Genomic DNA, 18925 nt, shown 5'->3' with positions numbered 1-18925 from the left:
CGATGCCGTCCAGCCCTTCCCTTCCCGCGGTCGCAAGCCTGTGGATCGGTGACAGCCTGAACTGGCTGCACGAACTGTCTTTGGCCAGTTTCGTGCAGCGCGGCCACGAGGTTGTGCTGTTCCACACCGGGCCTGCGGCGCCGCCGGTTCCGGCAGGTGTGCGCACCTGCCCGGCGGCGGAAATCTGGGATCCTGCCTTGGCAGGGCACGGGGAGGCACCGGCCTCGATGCTGTCGGATCTGTTCCGTCTTTACCTGCTGAAGAAGACGGACATGATCTGGATCGACACCGATATGATCTGCTGCCGGCCGTTGCCGGACGCGGACTATCATGTGGGCTATGAGCCGACACGGTCGATCAATGGCGCGGTGCTGCGGCTGCCGAATGGCTCCGCAACGCTGAACCATCTGCTGGACTGGTTCGAGGACCCCGGGTTCGTGCCGCCCTGGCTGGGCCGCAAGATCCGCAAGGAAGTGGAAGCCGCGCCGCCCGGCAAGCGCCTGCTGACAGCCTTCGAGCTGCAGCGCCCGTCGCTTGGCCCCCGTGCGCTTGACTATACGCTGAACCTGACCGGAGAGGTCGAGCACGTGCGCGAGCCGGAAGTCTTCTATCCGATCCGCGGTGTTCTGACCGACGTGCTGTTCAGCGGCAGCTGCCAGGAAGACGGCTGGCTGACCGAAAACACGCTGGCCGTTCATCTCTATGCATCCATGGTGCGCCGATACCACAAGGCGCACCGGCCCGAAAAACACAGCTTCATCGCACGCCATGCGCAGGAGATCGGCTTTGATCTCAGCGGTTTGAAGCACCAGAAACAAGGAAACGAGTAATGGAAAAGTTCGAGAAACTGCAGGGTATCGCAGCCCCGATGCCGCTGGTGAACATCGACACCGACATGATCATCCCCAAGGTGTTCCTGAAGTCCATCCAGCGCACCGGCTTTGGCAAGAACCTGTTCGACGAGATGCGCTATAATCGCGACGGCACCGAGATCGGGGATTTCGTCTTGAACAAGCCGCAGTACCGCAACGCCGAGATCCTGGTGGCGGGCGACAATTTCGGCTGCGGCTCCTCGCGCGAGCACGCACCGTGGGCGATTGCCGATTTCGGCATCAAGTGCATCATTTCGACCTCTTTCGCCGACATTTTCTTCAACAACAGCTTCAAAAACGGCATCCTGCCGATCGTGCTGCCGCAGGAGCAGGTCGACATTCTGATGGCCGACGCGGAGAAGGGCGAAAACGCCCGCATGACCGTGGACCTGGAAGCGCAGGAGATTACCACTTCCGACGGCGAAGTGATCCCGTTCGAAGTGGATGCATTTAAGAAGCACTGCCTGCTGAACGGTCTCGATGACATCGGCCTGACCATGGAAAAGGCCAACTCGATCAAGTCGTTCGAGGACAAGGCCGCGCAGGAGCGCCCCTGGGTCTGATCCCGCGGCCTTGGCTGAAACACGTGAAAACCGCCCTGCCCCGGGCGGTTTTCTTTTGCCCGCCAGATTCGCGCCGCATTTCCGCCGCAATTCGCTGCCGGCGCCAGCCTAGTGCGCCTCGCGCGCAGGCACACATCATCTAGTGGCCTCACGGCCAACGCCCTCAAATTCAACCAAAACCCTGATGCAATCCGGCACCAGTGCGGCGAAGAAAGTGGCCGCGCACCGGGCGGCGCCTCTTGAGCGGAAAGCCGCCTGCCTGCCACAATGGGGCAAAAATGAGGCAGAGCGCCCCGGACCACTTTCCCGGGGGGCTTCAAATCCGGACGAAGAGGCAAAACGCCCGCGCTGGTTTGAAGGGATTAAGGACGTGTTTGCACGCATCACAGGCGCGGTGTTCCGCGGCATATTGGTGGCCATGCTGTTTGCGATGCCGACGCTGATTCTGCCGGCATCCGCCACCGAGGCGCCGGAAATCATCCTGTTCATCGCACTTTTGGGCTCGGCCCTGGCCTTTACCGAGTATTACTCGCATTTCCCGAGCTTCGTGGAGTTCCGCAACGCGCCGCCGATTAACCGGATGCGGTTTGCCGCGGCTGCCGCCACCGTTGGCGCGCTGAGCCTGCTGGCCGCGCATCCGCTGGCACCAACCGGGCTGACAGCCCTGGTGCAGCGGCTGGGCAACTGGCTGGGCGGCCAGCTCGACTTTGCCTATTCGCCGGTGCAGCTGACAGTGCTGATGATGCCGCCGCAAGTGTCGGAGACGGTGGTGCTGTTGGTGCGCGATGCCGCTGGGCTGGCCTGCGCGATTGCCGGAACCGCGATTGCCGTCTTTGCGCTGGTGATCCGGGTCGGCCATTGGCCGGTAGGCAACGGCGCCTTCAACGTTTGGGTCAACCTGCCGCTGTTCGATCCCACCACCGGCGGCGATGTGGTGCAGCGGCTGCAGCGCGACGGGCGGGTCAACATCGTTGGCGGCGTGTTGCTACCCTTCATTCTTCCCGCTACGGTCAAGCTGGCCTCGGGCCTGGTGGACCCCAGCATGCTGGCCGCCCCGCATATGCTGATCTGGGTGATCAGCGCCTGGGCGCTGGTGCCGGCCTCGATGATCATGCGCGGCATGGCCATGCTGCGCATTGCCGGTCTGATCGCGCAAAAGCGCCGCGCCGCCTGCATTGACGCCGACGAGGCGATGCAAACCGCATGAGGCGGCTGGCCGCCGGTCTCCTTCTGGCCCTCGCCGCCGCAGCGGCGCAGTCGCAGCCCCTGCGCATCGCCACTTTCAACACAGAACTGTCGCGTGACGGGCCAGGCCTGCTGCTGCGCGATATCACCCGCGGAACCGATCCGCAGGTTGCTGCAGTGGTGGAGGTGATCGCCGCCGCACAGCCGGATGTGCTGGCGCTGCAAGGCATCGACTGGGATTTCGAGGGCCGGACGCTGGCGGCGCTGGCCTCACGGCTGGCAGATCAGGGGCTGGACTACCCTTACCTTGTCGCGCTGCAGCCGAACTCCGGCCTGCCGCCGCCAGAGCCGCTGGACCTGGATGGCAACGGCAAGACTGGTGAGCCGCGCGACAATCAGGGATACGGGCGGTTCCGCGGCCAGGGCGGCATTGCACTGCTGTCCCGGCTGCCAGTGGACCGGAATGGTATCCGCGATTTCTCGGGGCTGTTGTGGCGGGACCTGCCCGGCGCGCGGCTGCCGCAGCACCCGGACGGCAGCCCCTTCCCTTCCCCCGAGGCGCAAGAGGTGCAGCGTCTGTCTGCAACGGCCCATTGGCTGGTGCCGCTGGAACTGCCGGACAACAGCCGCCTGAATATCCTGACCTTCCACGCCGCGCCGCCGCTGTTCGACGGGCCGGAGGACCGCAACGGCAGGCGCAATCACGACGAAATCCGCCTGTGGCAGCTGTTGCTGAATGGCGCAATTGGCGCGGCACCTGAACCACCCTTTGTCATTGCGGGCGACGCCAATCTCGACCCGGAACGCGGCGAAGGGCGCAGAGAAGCGATCCGCAGCCTGCTAGCGGATCCGCGCCTGCAGGATCCTTTGCCGCAGAGCCCCGAAGCAGGCACCGCCACGGTGGAATGGCAAAGCGCGGGCCGTATGCGGGTGGACTATGTGCTGCCTTCCGCCGGGCTGACCGTGATTGGCAGCGGCGTGGTCTGGCCGGGCGGCCAGGCTCCCCCCGCGGCGACCGCCAGCCGGCACCGCCTGGTCTGGGTCGATTTATTGCTGGACTGACCCGGCCGGCGGCACCTTCATTGCGCAGGTAAATCCCCCGCATTCCCCTTTATTTCCAAGGGGTGTTATTGACCCTGCCCCGCTGTCCCGCTACGCCCTTGCCAGCTGTTTTTAGGAGGATCCCCATGCCCAACCCATCGATTCTGATTTTGCCCGGCGACGGGATCGGTCCCGAAGTCATGACCGAGGTGCGCAAGATCATCACCTGGTTCGGCGGCAAGCGCGGCCTGCAGTTCGATGTGAGCGAGGATCTGGTCGGCGGCGCTGCCTATGACAAGCATGGCAAGCCGCTGGCGGATGAGACCATGGCCAAGGCGCAGGACGTGGACGCGGTGCTGCTCGGCGCCGTCGGCGGCCCGGCCTATGACGACCTGGACTTCTCGGTGAAGCCCGAGCGCGGCCTCTTGCGCCTGCGCAAGGAGATGGACCTTTATTCGAACCTGCGCCCGGCGCAGTGCTTTGACGCGCTGGCGGATTTCTCCTCGCTGAAGAAGGACATCGTTGCCGGTCTGGATATCATGATCGTGCGCGAGCTGACCTCCGGCGTCTACTTCGGCGAGCCGCGCGGCATTTTCGAGGAAGGCAATGAGCGCGTCGGCATCAACACCCAGCGCTATACTGAGAGCGAGATCGAGCGTGCCGCGCGTTCCGCGTTTGAGCTGGCCATGCGCCGGAACAAGAAGGTCTGCTCGATGGAGAAGGCCAACGTGATGGAATCGGGCATCCTGTGGCGCGAAGTCGTCACCCGCGTTGCCGCCGATTACCCCGAGGTCGAGCTGTCCCACATGTATGCCGACAACGGCGCCATGCAGCTGGTGCGCGCGCCCAAGCAGTTCGACGTGATCCTGACCGACAACCTGTTCGGCGACATCCTGTCCGACTGCGCCGCAATGCTGACCGGCAGCTTGGGCATGCTGCCCTCCGCCTCCCTCGGTGCACCGATGGAAAACGGCCGCCCCAAGGCGCTCTATGAGCCCGTGCACGGCTCCGCCCCCGACATCGCGGGCCAGGGCAAGGCCAACCCGATCGCCTGCATCCTGAGCTTTGCCATGGCGCTGCGCTACAGCTTCGATCAGGGCGCCGAGGCTGACCGCCTGGAAGCCGCGGTCGAGAAGGTGCTGGCCGACGGTGTGCGCACCGCGGACCTGCTGGCGAGCGAAGGCGTGGAGCCGGTTTCCACCAGTCAGATGGGCGATGCAGTGATTGCCGCACTAGACGCAAGCCTCTGATTTTTAAGCCGCTAATCAGTAAAATCCCAAGCCCCGCCCGGCCACCGGCGCGGGGCTTTTGCGTGTCTGCGGCGTCTTGGCCGGCGGTGCTGAAAAAATCCCCGAAAACCGCATCTTTCTGTGGAATCGCCCTTGTCAAACCCCGCGCCCTGAGCTATTTCGCCCTCCACGGTCGGAGTGTAGCTCAGCCTGGTAGAGCACTGTCTTCGGGAGGCAGGGGTCGGAGGTTCGAATCCTCTCACTCCGACCAATAAAACAAGGCGCCCTAGGGCGCCTTTTTTGTTTTTACGATGATCAGAGAACCAGTGGCCATTCCTGCCGGAACAGAATGCCCCGGCAGATGGTCAGGCCCTTAGAACTGCGCGGCACTGCTTACCCGTTTCCCGGCAGTCAGCCCGTTGACCTTGGCAACGATTGCCGCGGCTTCAAGCCCGTGGTGGCGGTAAAGGTCGCCAATGGTGCCGGTCTGGCCGAAATGCTCCACCCCCAGGGGCACGGTCTGATGGCCCGCAACCCCGCCCAGCCAGGCCAGCGTCGCCGGGTGGCCGTCGATCACGGTGATCACCTTGCAATGCGGCGGCAGGCCGCCCATCAGCGTCTCGATATGCGATTGCGCAGCGGCGTTGCCGCGTGAGCGCGCCCGTTGCGCCGCGGTCCAGCCCGCGTTCAGCCGGTCCGCAGAGGTCACCGCCAGCACCCCCACGTCGCGGCGGCTTTCGCCGATGATGCCCGCGGCCTTGATCGCTTCGGGTGCGACCGCGCCCTGGTAGGCGATCACCACGTCGCAGTTCGGCCCTGGCTTGCGCAGCCAGTAGCCGCCGTCGATGGCGCCCTGGCGGAAGTCTTCGCCCACGCGCTTGCCGGGCTGCTCCATCGGATTGGTAGTGAGGCGCAAATAGACCGAGCCGCCGGTCTCGTCCCGCAGCCAGGTGCGCTCATCCGGATCGCCCTCGCCGTCGCGCTGCAGGTAGTCGAAGGCCCATTCCATGATCACGGCCAGCTCATCGGCAAAGGCTGGCTCAAACGCCGCCAGCCCGTCCTGCGACATACCGATGAGGGGGGTGCCGATGGACTGATGGGCGCCGCCTTCAGGCGCCAGCGTCACACCCGACGGGGTGCCGACGATCATGAAGCGCGCATCCTGATAGCAAGCATAGTTCAGCGCATCGAGGCCGCGGCAGACAAAGGGGTCATAAACGGTGCCTATGGGGATCACCCGCTTGCCGAACAGCGAATGCGACAGGCCTGCAGCACCCAAGAGCAGGAACAGGTTCATCTCGGCGATACCCAGTTCCACGTGCTGTCCTTCAGGGGCAAAGTTCCATTTTGCAGTCGACGGGATGCGGTGTTCGATGAAGGCATCCCTTTGCACTTCCCGGGCAAACAGCTTGCGCCGGTTGACCCATGGCCCCAGCCCGGTGGTGCCGGTCACATCGGGCGAGGTGGTCAGGATCCGCGCCGCCAGCTCGCTGTCCCCCTTGGAGAGATCATCAAGGATCTTGCCGAAGGCCATCTGGGTGGAGATTTCGCGGGAGGAGTCGATGGCAATCGCGGGCACCGGCAGCGGCGCGTCGAAATGGCGGCGCGGGCCTTCGGCAAAGAACGGCACCTGACGCAGAAAGCCTTGCAGCGCGGCGGGGTTGGAAACGGTGGCGAAGGGTTCCCATTCCTCACCTTCCGCAACGCCCATATGGGCCTGCCACTCTGCCATCTGGGCCTTGGTCATCAGGCCGCCGTGGTTGTCCTTGTGGCCTGCAATCGGCGTACCCCAGCCCTTGACTGTATATGCTAGGAAACAGACCGGGCGGTCGTGTTCGATAGAGGCGAAAGTGTCCGCCATCGTCTCGACGCAATTGCCGCCGAGGTTTTCCATCAGCTCAGCCAGTTCATCATCGCTGCGCTTCTCAATCAGCGCACTGACCTCCCCCTGGTCGCCCAGGTCATCCATCAGGTGCTGCCGCCAGACCGCCCCGCCCATGTAGGTGAGCGCGGAATACTGCTGGTTCGGGCAGGCGTCGATCCAGGCGCGCAAGCGCTCGCCGCCCGGCTCCTCGAACGCGGCACGCTGCAGCGCGCCGTATTTCACCCGCACCACGTCCCAGCCGAAGGCGTCAAAGATCTTCTCGATCCGCTCAAACAGGCCCTCGCGCACGATGCCGTCCAGCGACTGGCGGTTGTAGTCGATGATCCACCAGCAATTGCGAAGATCGTTCTTCCAGCCTTCCTGCAGCACCTCGTAGATGTTGCCCTCGTCCAGCTCGGCGTCGCCCGCCAGCGCTACCATGCGACCGGTGCGGGCGTCCTTGCCCCAGTCCTTGGCGGTGATGAAATCCTGCACCATCGAGGCCAGCGCAGTGATGCCGACACCCAGGCCGACAGAGCCGGTGGAGAAATCCACATCATCCACGTCCTTGGTGCGGCTGGGATAGCTTTGCACCCCGCCGAAGCCGCGGAAGTTCTCCATCTTCTCGCGCGTCTGGTTGCCCATCAGGTACTGCATCGCGTGAAAGACGGGCGAGGCATGCGGTTTCACCGCCACCCGGTCGCCCGGTTTCAGCGCCGAGAAATAAAGCGCCGTCATGATCGACACCATCGACGCCGAAGAGGCCTGGTGCCCCCCGATCTTGATCCCGTCCGCCTTGGGGCGGATGTGGTTCGCGTTGTGGATCATCCAATGCGACAGCCACAGCAGTCGCTGCTCAATGGTCTTGAGGTGCTGAAGGTTTGCAGTCATGTCACTCTCCGTTTGCGCGAGAATAAGCTGCCATCTGCAGCAAAAGGCGCTAAACTCTCTGCGAATTTGCGTTATCTGCGCCGATATCCAGCGCAAACCTTACGATCAATGAAGGATTCTACCTCAAATGAGCGATACCCTTGATGAAACCGACCGCCGCATCCTTGCCGCGCTTCAGGCCGACGGCCGCCTGTCGCATCAGGAATTGAGCGAGCGTGTCGGCCTGTCGCCATCCCCCTGCGCCCGCCGCATCAGAAAGCTTGAGGCTGAGGGTTTCATCACCGGCTACAGCGCCCGCATCGACGAGGCCAAACTGGGTTTCACTTTCAGCGTCTTTGTCTCGGTGCGGCTGGACCAGCAGGTCGACGACAGGCTGGTCACTTTCGAAAGCCAGGTGAAGCTCTGCCCTGAGGTGGTGGACTGCTGGCTGATGACCGGTAACTTCGACTACCTGCTGCGGGTTGTGGTGCGGGATTTGCACGAATTCGAGCACTTCCTGACCGGTCGCCTGACCAAGATCCCCGGCGTGGCGTCGCTGGAATCCTCGATCCCGATCCGCCGGGTCAAGGATCAGGCCGCGCGCCTGTACTGACAGGGCGCGGCCCGGAGGCATCAGGCCGCTTCCGAGGTGTCCGCGCGCGGCAGCGCCTGCCCCAGGTCGGCGAGGATATCCTCCACCTCCTCCAGCCCCAATGACAGGCGGATCAGCCCATCGCTGATGCCGTGCTCGGCGCGCTCTTCCGGGGTATAGGTCGAATGGGTCATTGAGGCCGGATGCTGGATCAGGGTTTCCGCATCGCCCAGCGACACTGCGCGCTGGATCATCTGCAGCCCGTTCATGAAGGCGATGCCGCCCTGCAGGCCGCCCTCGACCTCAAAGGCGATCATGGCGCCGGGCTGGGCCATCTGGCGCTTGGCGACATCCGCCTGGGCAAGGCTCTCGTGCCCCGGGAAGGAAACCGATTTCACCGCGGGGTGAGCGGCCAGATAGTCCGCCACGGTCTCGGCGGAGGCGCAATGACGGTCCATCCGCAGCGCCAGGGTTTTGAGGCCGCGCAGGATCAGCATGGCGTTGAAGGGCGCCATCACTGCGCCGGTCATGTCCTTCATGCCGACGAGGCGGATTTCACCGATCTGCTCAGCGGTGCCAACAACCAGCCCCGCCACCACATCGCCATGGCCGCCCAGGTATTTGGTGGCGGAATGCAGCACGATATCGGCGCCCAGCTCAATGGGGCGGGTCAGGTAGGGAGTGGCATAGGTGTTGTCGACCACCACCTGCGCGCCTGCGGCATGGGCGATTTCCGCGGCCGCGGCGATGTCCACCAGACGCATGTTCGGGTTGGCCGGGGTCTCGAAATACACCACGCGGGTTTTATCCGAGACAGCGGCGCGCAGGTTTTCCATGTCGGTCATGTCGACATGAGTAATGGTGACGCCCCATTTCGCCAGCCCGTGGCGCATGAAGGCAAAGGTGCAGCCATAAAGCGTCTTGTCCACGATCACTTCGTCACCTGGGCTGAGAAGCGTCCACAGAACCGCGGTGATCGCCCCCATGCCGCTGCTAAGCGCAAGGCCCGCCTCCGCGCCTTCCAGCGTGGCGATCCGCTGCTCCAGCAGGTCGCAGGTCGGGTTGGAGATCCGGCTGTAGATATGGCCCTGGCGCTCGCCCGCGAACATCTCGCCGCCGGCCTCAGCGGTCTCAAATGTGAAGGTGGAGGTCAGGTGCAGCGGCGGCGTCAATGCGCCTTCGTTGTCCTGCGGGTCATAAGCGTGGTGGATGGCACGGGTGGCAAAGCCGCCGGAGGTTTTCATGGGATGCTCCTGTCTGTTGCTGCAGGCATCATCCGACTGTTTCACAGGCAATGGATTGCGAAGTATTTCCAAGCTGGTATTGATATTGGCAGATTCTGCCAAACGAGGGCGCAATATGGACAGCAAGGACCGCCAGATCATCCGCGCCCTGCAGCGGGACGGGCGGATGACCAACCAGGACCTGGCAGAGGCGGTGAACCTCTCCCCATCCCCTTGCCTGCGGCGGGTGCGCAATCTGGAAGCACAGGGGGTGATCCAGGGCTACAGCGCGGTGGTTGATGCCAAATCCTATGGGCTGCCGATCACCGTATTTGTCCGCATCAAGCTGGAGCGGCATAATGAAACCGATGTGCAGAACTTTGAGCGCAAGATGCAGCTGATCGACGAGGTGCTGGAATGCCACGTGCTGACCGGCGCGATGGATTACCAGCTGCGGGTGCTGGTGCCGGACCTGGAGGCTTATGAGGAGTTCATCCGCAACCGCATTCATCCGGTTGGCGGCATTGCCTCCATCGACACCAGTTTTGTCTATGGAACAGTCAAGCGGACGGCAGTGTTCCCCCCGGCCCGGTGATACGGTTGTGGGCCGCCTCCGCGTCAGGCGCCTTCCAAGGCAGAGCTTTTCAACTGCTTCCACAGTACATCCAGCGTCTGCTTTGTGCTGCGCGGATCGCGGTAGAGGCGGATTTCCAGATCGGTGGCCAGCCGTTCATCCACCACGGCAAACCGGCCCTGCCTGATCTCCTCCCGGCACAGGCTCAGCGGCAGCCAGCCCATGCCGAACCCCTCCTGGATCATCGCCTTGACGCTGTTGGCAAGCGCATTTTGATTGACGACAAACACCTTCTGCGTAGGCAGCAGCTGGGTCAGGGCAAACTCCTGCACCGAACGCAACGCGGAAACTGCGCCATAGGACAGCAGCGGCACCGCGTCCTTGCTCCCGGGTTTAAAGGCGAACTCCGCTGCGCCGTCCGGGCTGGTGCGCGAAACCGGCACATAGCGGTCGGTGGACAGCGTCAGATACTCGAAATTGGCAACCTCCAGCGGTCCGAGGAAATCCATCGACGGATGCCAATAGGTCAGGATCACGTCGCAATAGCCCTGCTGCAGCGCGCTGACGAACTGGTCGGCGGCCCAGGAAGTGGAGTTGAGGTCGGTATCCACCCCGCCCTCGCTCGCCAACGGCGCAATCAGCGTCTTGTAATGCGTCATATAGAGCGACTGCGAGGCTGCGAAGCGGATCACGTTTTCACCCGCCGCATCAATCGTCTGGCAGCGTTCGATGGTTTCCTCGTAGGTGCGCAGCATGATGCGGGACTGGGACAGGAAAACCTCCCCCGCCGGCGTTAGTGTCAGCGGCAGGGTTTCGCGGTTGATCAGCCGCACGCCGATTTCATTCTCCAGCGCCCGGATGCGGCGGGAGAAAGCCGGCTGGCTGACATTGCGTTCCTCGGCCGCGCGCGAGAAATTCTTGCACGCGACCAAAGCCTCGAAATCCTTGAGCCAGATGATGTCCAACTGGGCGTCCCGTCTTAACCGGCGGCCACCGCATCCAGCCTGTCTTCTTCGACAGCATGGCAGGCGACTGTGCTGCCGTCGGGCTGGTGAATGGCTTTGGGCTTTTCACTCTTGCATCGTGCGTCCGCAAAGGCGCAGCGGCTTTGGAAGGGGCAGCCTTGCGGCAGGTTGATCGGCGTCGGGATCTCGCCCTTGAGGCGGATATGGTTCGGCCGGTCGTCCTTGAGCTGCGGCACCGCGGACAGCAAGGCCCGAGTATAGGGATGTTTTGGGTTGGAGAACAGCGTCGCCGTATCCGCAACCTCGCAAACCGACCCAAGGTAAAGCACCGCAACACGGGTGCCGAAATGCTCCACAACGCTCAGATCGTGGGTGATGAACAGATAGGTGAGGCCGCGGCTTTCCTTGGCCTCAAGCATCAGATTCAGCACCTGCGCCTGGATCGACACGTCCAGCGCGCTGATCGGCTCATCCGCGATGATGAATTCCGGGTCCACCGTCAGGGCGCGGGCAATCGCGATCCGCTGGCGCTGGCCGCCGGAGAACTCATGCGGGTAGCGCTTGGCCCAGCTGGGATCGACACCCACCGACAGCATGACCTCTGTCACCTTGTCGCGCACTTCTGCTGCCGAGGCGCTGGGGTAATGATGGCGCACCGGCTCCTCCAGCGCCTGCCGGATGGTCATGCGCGGATTAAGGGAGGCATAGGGGTTCTGGAAGATCATCTGGATCTTCTTGCGCAAGGGCTGCATGTCGCCGCGCGACAGGTTGTCGATGCGCTGGCCGCCATAATGGATCTCCCCCGCGCTGGGGGTCAACAGGCCGGCCACCAGGCGTGCAACGGTGGATTTACCGCAGCCCGATTCCCCCACCACACACAGCGCCTCACCCTTGCGGGCTTCCAGAGAGATGTTGTTCACAGCATGGACCGAACGGCTCTCGCGAACGATCCTGCCCTTTTTGAACTTGAGCGTTTCCAGGAACCCCTGATCCAGATCGAACCGCTTTTCCAGGTTCTTGATTTCCAAGAGCGGGCGGTCAGTTTTTGCGTCGCTCATGCCCGTGCCTCCTGACGGTCTTCGTCGCTGTGCAGCCGCTGCACCTCATGGCAGGCCACTTCGACCTCGCCGTAATGCACAGAGTCCGGTGTTCTGCTGCGGCAGAGGTCGGTTGCGTATTTGCAGCGCGGGTTGAAGGCGCAGCCCTGGGGGATGCTGGCCAGGCCCGGCATGTTGCCGGGGATCTGCTTCAGCCGCTGGCCCGGCACCGTCTGCTGCGGCAGCGCGTTGATCAGGCCTTGGGTATAGGGGTGCTGCGGGTCGTTGATGATCTCGCGGGTGCGCCCTGCTTCGATGATGCGGCCGGCATACATCACAAGCGTGCGCTCGGTCATCTGGCTGACCACGCCCAGATCGTGGGTGATCAGGATCAGCCCCACCTGGTTGGACTGGCACAGCTCCAGCATCAGCTCCATGATGTCGGCCTGGATGGTCACGTCCAGCGCAGTGGTCGGCTCATCCGCGATGATCAGCTGCGGATCCAAGAGCAGCGCAATCGCGATGATGATCCGCTGGCGCATGCCGCCCGACAGCTCGTGCGGGTATTGCTCCAGGCGTTCCTCCGGCGAGGGGATATAGACCTCGCGCAGCTTGACAATGGCAATCTGGCGCGCCTCTTCGCGGCTCAGCTTGCGGTGCGCCATCAGGGTCTCGATCATCTGCTGGCCGATGGTCAGCACCGGATTGAGCGTCACCATCGGGTCTTGAAAGATCATCGCCATCCGGTTGCCGCGCAGATTGCGCAGGCGCTTGTCGTTCATCTGAACAACATCCTCGCCCTCGAACAGGATCTGGCCGTTGTCGATATAGCCCGGGCGGCTCAGCAGGTTCATCAGCGAGAAGCCGGTAATCGACTTGCCGGCACCGCTTTCGCCGACGATGCCCAGACGCTCGCCCTTGGCCAGGTCGAAGGAAATGCCGTTGAGAGCAGTGACCGTCTCATCGCGCATGGCGAATTTGACGGTGAGGTCGCGAACGGAAAGAAGGCTCATCGCGTTACCCCTTGTATAGTTTCGGGTTCAGGACGTCGCGCATCCAGTCGCCCAGCAGGTTGATGACAAGAACCAGCACCACCAGCACCACGCCGGGAATGGCGGTTATCCACCAGCTGCCGGAGAAGATGTAGTCGAAGCCGGAGGAGATCAGCGAGCCCAGCGACGGCTGGCTTGGCGGCATGCCCAGACCCAGGAAGCTGAGCGAGGCTTCGGAAATGATCGCATTGGCGACCTGCACGGTAGAGATCACAAAGATCGGCGACAGCGAATTCGGCAGGATATGCCGCACCATGATCCGCATCGGGCCAAAGCCCAGCACCCGGGCGCTGTCGACATATTCTTTCTTCTTCTCCGCCAGCACAGTGGCGCGCACGGTGCGGGCATACTGCGGCCACTCCGCCACCCCGATCACTGCGATCAGGAACACCACGGCATAGCGGTTGAAGGTGTCAGAGCCGAACATCGCCTGCGTGACCGCTAAAAAGATGATCGCCACCATCAGGGTGGAAAACGACAGCTGGATATCCGCCAACCGCATCAGCAGGCTGTCCAGGCGGCCGCCGACATAGCCGGCGATCAGGCCGATGGAAATGCCAAGGAAGGCCTGCAGTGCCACCGCACAGATGCCGATCAGCAGCGACAGCCGGGTGCCGTACAAAATGGTGGACCACAGGTCGCGGCCCTGGTCGTCGGTGCCCAGTACAAACTCCGGCAGCGCGCCGCTGACCCAAGCCGGCGGGTATTCGGAGTTCATGATGTCGATCTGCGCCGGATCATAGGGATCGTAAGGAGCAATCACCGGCGCCAGGAAGGACGCAAACGCGATCAGCAGGAATACGATCATGCTGACCACCGCCACCGGATTGCGGCGGAAGCTGTAGCCCATGTTGGAATTCCAGGCCTTGGACCAGCGCGAGGGTTCAGATTTCGGGGAAAGCGTTTCGGTGCTCATGCGCCCATCCTCGCAATATTCACGGTCGGGTTCACCAGGCCATAGATCAGGTCGACGATGGTGTTGGTGACCACAAAGATGAAGCCGACAACAATCAGGTAGGCGACGATCAGCGGGGTATCGACGCGGTTCACCGCCTCCAGGAACATGAAGCCCATGCCCGGCCACTGGAACACCGTCTCGGTCAGGATGGTGTAGGCGACCATGGTGCCGATCTGCACGCCCCCCACGGTGATCACCGGCAACAGCGTGTTCTTCAGCGCGTGGACAAAGTAGATGCGCCACGGGTTGATGCCCTTGGCCTTGGCGTATTTCACGTATTCAGATTGCAGCACTTCCATCATCTCGGCGCGGATCAGGCGGACAAACAGCGGCAGCATGATCGAGGCCAGCGCAATCGAGGGCAGGATAATATGCATCCAGCCATCCGCGGTGGCAAAGTTGGTCTGCCAGTAGCCCCAGACCTGCACTGTGTCGCCGCGCCCGTAGGAGGGGAACCAGCCGTATTCCACAGAGAACACAAAGATCATCAGGATGGCGGTCAGGAACACCGGGATCGAGATCCCGATGATCGACAGGCCCATGATGATGCGGCTCAGGATGCTGTCCGGCTTGATCGCGGTATAGACGCCCAGCGGCACCGAAAAGCCGACGATGATCAGCGTCGCGCCGAACACCAGCTCCAGCGTCGCGGGCAGTTTCTTCAGGATCACGTCCAACGCCGGCTCCTTGAAGAAATACGAGGTGCCCAGATCGCCCTGCAGCGCATTGCCTGCAAACCTTAGGTATTGCGTCAGGAAGCTGTCGTTCAGCCCCAGCTCATCGCGCAGCTGCTGGCGCACTTCTTCCGAAACCGACTGCCCGACCAGCTCGCGCAGCGGGTCGCCCAGGTTGCCCTGGATGGCAAAGGCAATCAGCGAGATGACGAACATCACGGCAACCGCCTGAATCACTCGCTTCGCGAGATAGGCAAACATCGTCCTGACCTTTGTAGAGTTTGTTGACAGCGCAGGGCGCCATGTCCGGCTGGACCGCGGATCCTGCAAACACAGCCTTGGCGGCCGCTTGTTATTAAGGTGCCCCGGGCCGGCCGGGGGAGACCGGCCCAGGTCTTTTCAGTGGCTTAGCTGCCGGTTTCGACAACCAGGTCACCGAAATAGGGGAAGTTCAGCGCGTTCACGATATCCGCCGAATTCATGCCGGACTTGGAACCCCACGCCAGATTCTGCCAATGCAGCGGGATAAAGGCCGCCTCGTTGTACAGGATGGCTTCCAGGTTCTGCAGCAGCTCTGCGCGCTTGGCCGGATCGGTTTCCGCGTTGGCCTGGTTCATCAGCGCGTCCGCTTCCGGGTTGCAGTAGTTGCCGGAGTTGTACTGGCCGTTGCCGGTGGCTTCGTCCGGGCAGGCGGTCAGGAACTGGTGGAAGTTGGCGGAATCTTCGGTATCCGCGTGCCAGCCGATCATCATCATATCCGCTGCGCGCTCGTCGAAGGTCGGCCAGTACTGCGCCTTGGGCATGGTCTGCAGGTCAACCTTGATGTTGATCTGCGCCAGCATGGACGCCACTGCCTGGGCGATCTTGTCGTCGTTCACATAGCGGTTGTTCGGGGCCATCATGGTGATCGAGAAACCATCGGCATAGCCTGCCTCGGCCATCAGCGCCTTGGCTTTTTCCAGATCAAAGCGCGGCGCGAGATCTTCGCTGTAGCCCAGGTAACCGGCCGGGCTTGCCTGTGCGCCGACGGTGCCGAAGCCGCGCATGATGCGGTCAACGATGCCTGCGTTGTTCACGGCATAGTCGATCGCCTTGCGGACTCGGGCGTCCTTGAAGGCCTCGACGCGGTTTTGGTTCATCTGGAAGGTGATGATGCGGGTGCCGGGCATGGTGATCAGGTCAACGCCTTCTGCATCCGCCACGCGCTTCAGGTCGGTCGGCGGAACCGGCGCGATGAAGTCCACGTCGCCGGACAGCAGCGCGGCCACGCGGGTCGGGTCTTCCTTAATCGGGGTCAGCACGATCTTGTCAACGTTGCCCGCGTCTGCGTCCCAGTAGCCATCAAAGCGGTCGAACACCACGCGCACGCCCTGCTCACGCTCGGACACAACGAACGGGCCGGTACCGGAGACATTGCGCGAGGCAAAGCTGTCGCCATGCTTGACGATCTCGGACTTGTCTTTGCCGCCATCGGTGGTGCCGGTGTAATAGGCGCTGTCCATCGGGAAGATGTAGGTCGCGGTGTGCAGGACCAGCGGATAAGGCTCCGAAGTCTTGAGATCGAAAGTCATGTCATCCACGACTTCGACATCGGTGAACGGTGCGAAGATGCCTTTGAAGTCGTCGCTTTGCTTCAGGCGGTCAAAGGTCCAGTCGACATCCTTGGCGGTCAGCGGGTTGCCGCTGTGGAAGGTCACGCCGCTGCGCAGCTTGAAGCGCATGGTGGTGCCGTCGATCTGCTCCCAGCTTTCGGCCAGGCGCGGTTCGAACTGCAGGTCCTGGGTCCAGCGCACCAGCGGGTCAAAGACCATGTGCGACAGCTGCAGCGTGCCGCCGGACAGCTGTTCATGCGGATCCAGCGAGACCGGGTCAGCGTCATAAGCAACGCGCACGGTGGTTTCGGCATAGGCAACCGGTGCCATCGCCACCACCGCAGCAGCCGCCAGGCTTCTGACAAATTTCGTCATAAGGCATACTCCCCTGTGATTATGGCGCAAACGCTATCCTGCGGCGCAGGAACTGTGAAATGCCGATATCGCATAGGGTATGCAGGACGCACATTGGGGCTATGCGCGAATTGAATAGCTCATCCTTTGCAAAGGGTTAGACGCGCCCACCCCTATGGCTGGAACAGCCGGGCATGGCACGCCACCCCTGTCCCTGGCTGCTTTCAGCCTGACTGAGCCCGCGGCTCCACACCCTCACAGTTCCCAGATCAGGCCAAATCAATCCTTCACGAACAGGTTGCGCGGCACCTGCGGCAGGCATTCCGGCGCATCCGCACCCATGCGGATGCTCTCGGTGATCTCATCGCCCCAATCCTCCATCCACAGGCCGGCCAGGAAGTGATAGGTCATGTTTTCCTGCAGCTGCCGGGCGCGGCCGTGTCCGGGCCGGACGGCAGAAGCGGCATCAACAGTTTTGCAGCGCGGGGGCCTGCGGCCGGGATCCGGCGGCCTTCAAATGGCGGGCAAAATGCCGGAACACCGCCTGCGACACGGATGAGCGCCCAGGGCGGTACTCCGGATGCCATTGCACCCCGAAAACACCGGGGGCAGTTTCGTGCTCAAAGGCCTCCACCAGCCCGTCGTCCGACACCGCAACCACCCTCAGGCCGGCGGCCAGCCTGCCGATCGCCTGCACATGAACCGAATTGACCATCGCATGGGGTTCACCGATTTCCGCGCCCAGCCGGGTTTCCTGGTCCACTTGGACCGCATGCTTGCCGCCGTAGATCACCTCGGGATCCGTGGATTTCTCCAGCACCGGATGGCTGGGAAACCGGTCCGGCCCGGTGATATCGGCCCGCAGCGTCCCGCCCAGCGCCACGTTGATTTCCTGAAACCCGCGGCACAGGCCCAGCACCGGCATCCCGCGCGCCAGCGCGCCGCTGATCAGGCACAGGGCGGCACGGTCGCGCTGCGGATCAAACGGCCCATGGCTTTGCCGGGTGCCGCTGCCGCCATAGAGCGCCGGGTCCAGATTGGACTGATCACCGGTCAGAATCACCCCGTCGACCCGGTCCAGCACTGCAGAAATCTGCGCCGGCTCCAGCAATGTCGGAACCGGCACCGGCAGCGCCTGGCACCCCTGCAGCACGGCGGTCAGATACTTGTCGTCGATGGTCTGAGTGGTCAGGCCGGTGTCCGGATCCAGGCCGGAATTTGCCATGACGGCAACCGCCGCAGACGGCTTAGTGCTGTGAAATGTCATCTTGAATGCCTTTGTGAGAGTTTCCGCTGCCGCGCAGATCAGCGTTTCAAGGACTTGCTGTAGTGATCCTCGATCCGCTTCTGCACCAGCTCCAGCAGGATCGACATGCCCCAGTAAACCACCGAAGCGGTGATCAGCATTTCCAGGATCCTGAAGTCTGCGCGGCCGATGGTACGCGCCAGGAACATCATGTCCCAGACACCGACCACACTGACCAGGGAGCTGTCCTTGAGCATGGCGATGAACTGGTTGCCCGTCGGCGGCACGATCACCCGCATGGCCTGCGGCAGGATGACCAGCCGGAAGGTGGCCAGCCGGCTCAGCCCCAGCGCATCTGCCGCCTCCCACTGCCCGGCCGGCAGCGACTGGATGCCGGAGCGGAAGATCTCAGTCATATAGGCGCCATAGACCAGCGACAGCGCCGCAATGGCCGCCGGCACCGGGTCCACGATGATGCCGATCTGCGGGAGTCCCATGTAGATCAGGAACAGCTGCACCAGCAGCGGCGTGCCCCGGAAGTAGGAAGTATAAAATGCCCCGATCCCCTGCAGCACGCCGATCCCGGACAGTTTCGCAACCGCCCCTGCCAGAGCAAAGATAAAGGCCAGCGTAATCGACACCGCCGACACATAAAGCGTTGTCACTGCCCCCTGGGACAGCAGGTACGGCAGCTTGCTGCCAATGAAGCCAAAGCTGAGGTCAAAGGAGGTGAACAGGAACAGCGCCGCAACCGCCAGCCCGCCCCAGGCCGCATAGGCCTGCTTGGCCCGGTCCAGCCCCAGCAGCGCATAAAATACACCGCCGGATATCAGAAAGGCCATGAAGCCCGCCGAGAACCGGCCCCAGGGCCCAGCCAGGGTTTCCGGCGGCATGGCGGGCTGCAGCAGTCCGCTCCACCCGCCGGGCCCGCCCGGCAGCATCAGGGCCAGGCCGAACAGCGGCAGCGCCAGGGCTGCCGCAAACTTCAGCCGTCTCGGCCCGTGGTCGAACCGGGCCTTGAACAAGGTGATCAT

18 protein-coding genes and 1 tRNA gene are annotated in these 18925 nt (G+C 63.0%); 8 read left to right on the top strand and 11 right to left on the bottom strand.

What is annotated here, in order from left to right; translation table 11 throughout:
* The first annotated feature begins 2 nt into the window (after positions 1–2).
* The 6 genes from ACXAEK_RS07795 (at position 3) to ACXAEK_RS07770 (ending at position 5161) form a co-directional block, all read left to right on the top strand.
* Complete coding sequence (locus ACXAEK_RS07795; protein WP_475040969.1) at positions 3–830, top strand: glycosyltransferase family 32 protein; 828 nt, start codon at positions 3–5, stop codon at positions 828–830.
* Positions 830–1435, top strand: a complete 606-nt coding sequence (gene leuD / locus ACXAEK_RS07790; RefSeq protein WP_475040967.1) for a 3-isopropylmalate dehydratase small subunit — start codon at positions 830–832, stop codon at positions 1433–1435. The genes ACXAEK_RS07795 and leuD overlap by 1 nt, the downstream gene beginning before the upstream one ends.
* Positions 1436–1805: 370 nt before the next feature.
* On the top strand, positions 1806–2642 hold the full coding sequence (locus ACXAEK_RS07785) for a hypothetical protein (RefSeq protein WP_475040966.1): 837 nt from the start codon (positions 1806–1808) through the stop codon (positions 2640–2642).
* Positions 2639–3682 (top strand): endonuclease/exonuclease/phosphatase family protein, encoded by a 1044-nt coding sequence (locus ACXAEK_RS07780; RefSeq protein WP_475040965.1) that lies wholly within the window; start codon positions 2639–2641, stop codon positions 3680–3682. The genes ACXAEK_RS07785 and ACXAEK_RS07780 overlap by 4 nt, the downstream gene beginning before the upstream one ends.
* A gap of 125 nt (positions 3683–3807) precedes the next feature.
* Entirely contained in the window at positions 3808–4911 is a 1104-nt protein-coding gene (gene leuB / locus ACXAEK_RS07775; protein ID WP_475040964.1) for a 3-isopropylmalate dehydrogenase, read from the top strand.
* A gap of 173 nt (positions 4912–5084) precedes the next feature.
* Positions 5085–5161, top strand: a tRNA-Pro gene (locus ACXAEK_RS07770).
* Positions 5162–5263: 102 nt separating this feature from the next.
* On the opposite strand, the gene ACXAEK_RS07765 is transcribed toward ACXAEK_RS07770, so the two are convergent.
* Positions 5264–7645, bottom strand: a complete 2382-nt coding sequence (locus tag ACXAEK_RS07765) for a transketolase (RefSeq protein ID WP_475040962.1) — start codon at positions 7643–7645, stop codon at positions 5264–5266.
* A 127-nt stretch (positions 7646–7772) separates the two neighbouring features.
* On the opposite strand from ACXAEK_RS07765, the gene ACXAEK_RS07760 reads away from it, so the two are divergent.
* Positions 7773–8237 carry an Lrp/AsnC family transcriptional regulator gene (locus ACXAEK_RS07760; RefSeq protein ID WP_475040960.1) on the top strand — a complete coding sequence of 155 codons (465 nt, stop codon included), beginning with the start codon at positions 7773–7775 and terminating at the stop codon, positions 8235–8237.
* A gap of 20 nt (positions 8238–8257) precedes the next feature.
* Here the strand turns inward: ACXAEK_RS07760 and ACXAEK_RS07755 are convergent, their stop codons facing one another.
* Positions 8258–9460: a methionine gamma-lyase gene (locus tag ACXAEK_RS07755; protein WP_475040958.1), complete on the bottom strand. Its 1203-nt coding sequence runs from the start codon at positions 9458–9460 to the stop codon at positions 8258–8260.
* Between the two features lie 115 nt (positions 9461–9575).
* On the opposite strand from ACXAEK_RS07755, the gene ACXAEK_RS07750 reads away from it, so the two are divergent.
* Complete coding sequence (locus tag ACXAEK_RS07750) at positions 9576–10034, top strand: Lrp/AsnC family transcriptional regulator (protein ID WP_475040956.1); 459 nt, start codon at positions 9576–9578, stop codon at positions 10032–10034.
* Between the two features lie 23 nt (positions 10035–10057).
* Here ACXAEK_RS07750 and ACXAEK_RS07745 read toward each other — a convergent pair whose 3' ends face one another.
* The 9 genes from ACXAEK_RS07745 to ACXAEK_RS07705 all read right to left on the bottom strand — a co-directional run bounded on the left by ACXAEK_RS07745 (position 10058) and on the right by ACXAEK_RS07705 (position 18925).
* Entirely contained in the window at positions 10058–10978 is a 921-nt protein-coding gene (locus ACXAEK_RS07745; protein WP_475040955.1) for a LysR family transcriptional regulator, read from the bottom strand.
* Positions 10979–10992: 14 nt separating this feature from the next.
* Positions 10993–12036: an ABC transporter ATP-binding protein gene (locus ACXAEK_RS07740; protein WP_475040953.1), complete on the bottom strand. Its 1044-nt coding sequence runs from the start codon at positions 12034–12036 to the stop codon at positions 10993–10995.
* Complete coding sequence (locus ACXAEK_RS07735; RefSeq protein WP_475040952.1) at positions 12033–13028, bottom strand: ABC transporter ATP-binding protein; 996 nt, start codon at positions 13026–13028, stop codon at positions 12033–12035. The genes ACXAEK_RS07740 and ACXAEK_RS07735 overlap by 4 nt, the downstream gene beginning before the upstream one ends.
* A 4-nt stretch (positions 13029–13032) precedes the next feature.
* Positions 13033–13983, bottom strand: coding sequence for an ABC transporter permease (locus ACXAEK_RS07730; RefSeq protein ID WP_475040951.1), 951 nt, complete (start codon positions 13981–13983; stop codon positions 13033–13035).
* Positions 13980–14960, bottom strand: coding sequence for an ABC transporter permease (locus ACXAEK_RS07725; RefSeq protein ID WP_475040949.1), 981 nt, complete (start codon positions 14958–14960; stop codon positions 13980–13982). The genes ACXAEK_RS07730 and ACXAEK_RS07725 overlap by 4 nt, the downstream gene beginning before the upstream one ends.
* Positions 14961–15106: 146 nt before the next feature.
* Complete coding sequence (locus ACXAEK_RS07720; RefSeq protein ID WP_475040948.1) at positions 15107–16666, bottom strand: ABC transporter substrate-binding protein; 1560 nt, start codon at positions 16664–16666, stop codon at positions 15107–15109.
* Positions 16667–16924: 258 nt separating this feature from the next.
* Positions 16925–17056 carry a hypothetical protein gene (locus tag ACXAEK_RS07715; RefSeq protein WP_475040947.1) on the bottom strand — a complete coding sequence of 44 codons (132 nt, stop codon included), beginning with the start codon at positions 17054–17056 and terminating at the stop codon, positions 16925–16927.
* Positions 17057–17111: 55 nt separating this feature from the next.
* Positions 17112–17912 carry a gamma-glutamyl-gamma-aminobutyrate hydrolase family protein gene (locus tag ACXAEK_RS07710; RefSeq protein WP_475040945.1) on the bottom strand — a complete coding sequence of 267 codons (801 nt, stop codon included), beginning with the start codon at positions 17910–17912 and terminating at the stop codon, positions 17112–17114.
* Between the two features lie 38 nt (positions 17913–17950).
* Positions 17951–18925, bottom strand: coding sequence for an amino acid ABC transporter permease (locus ACXAEK_RS07705; protein ID WP_475040943.1), 975 nt, complete (start codon positions 18923–18925; stop codon positions 17951–17953).

The organism is Leisingera sp. ABM4_101 (genome assembly GCF_056158725.1).
The sequence above is the reverse complement of the archived record's forward strand: the minus strand, read 5'-3'. Positions and strand labels throughout refer to the sequence as shown.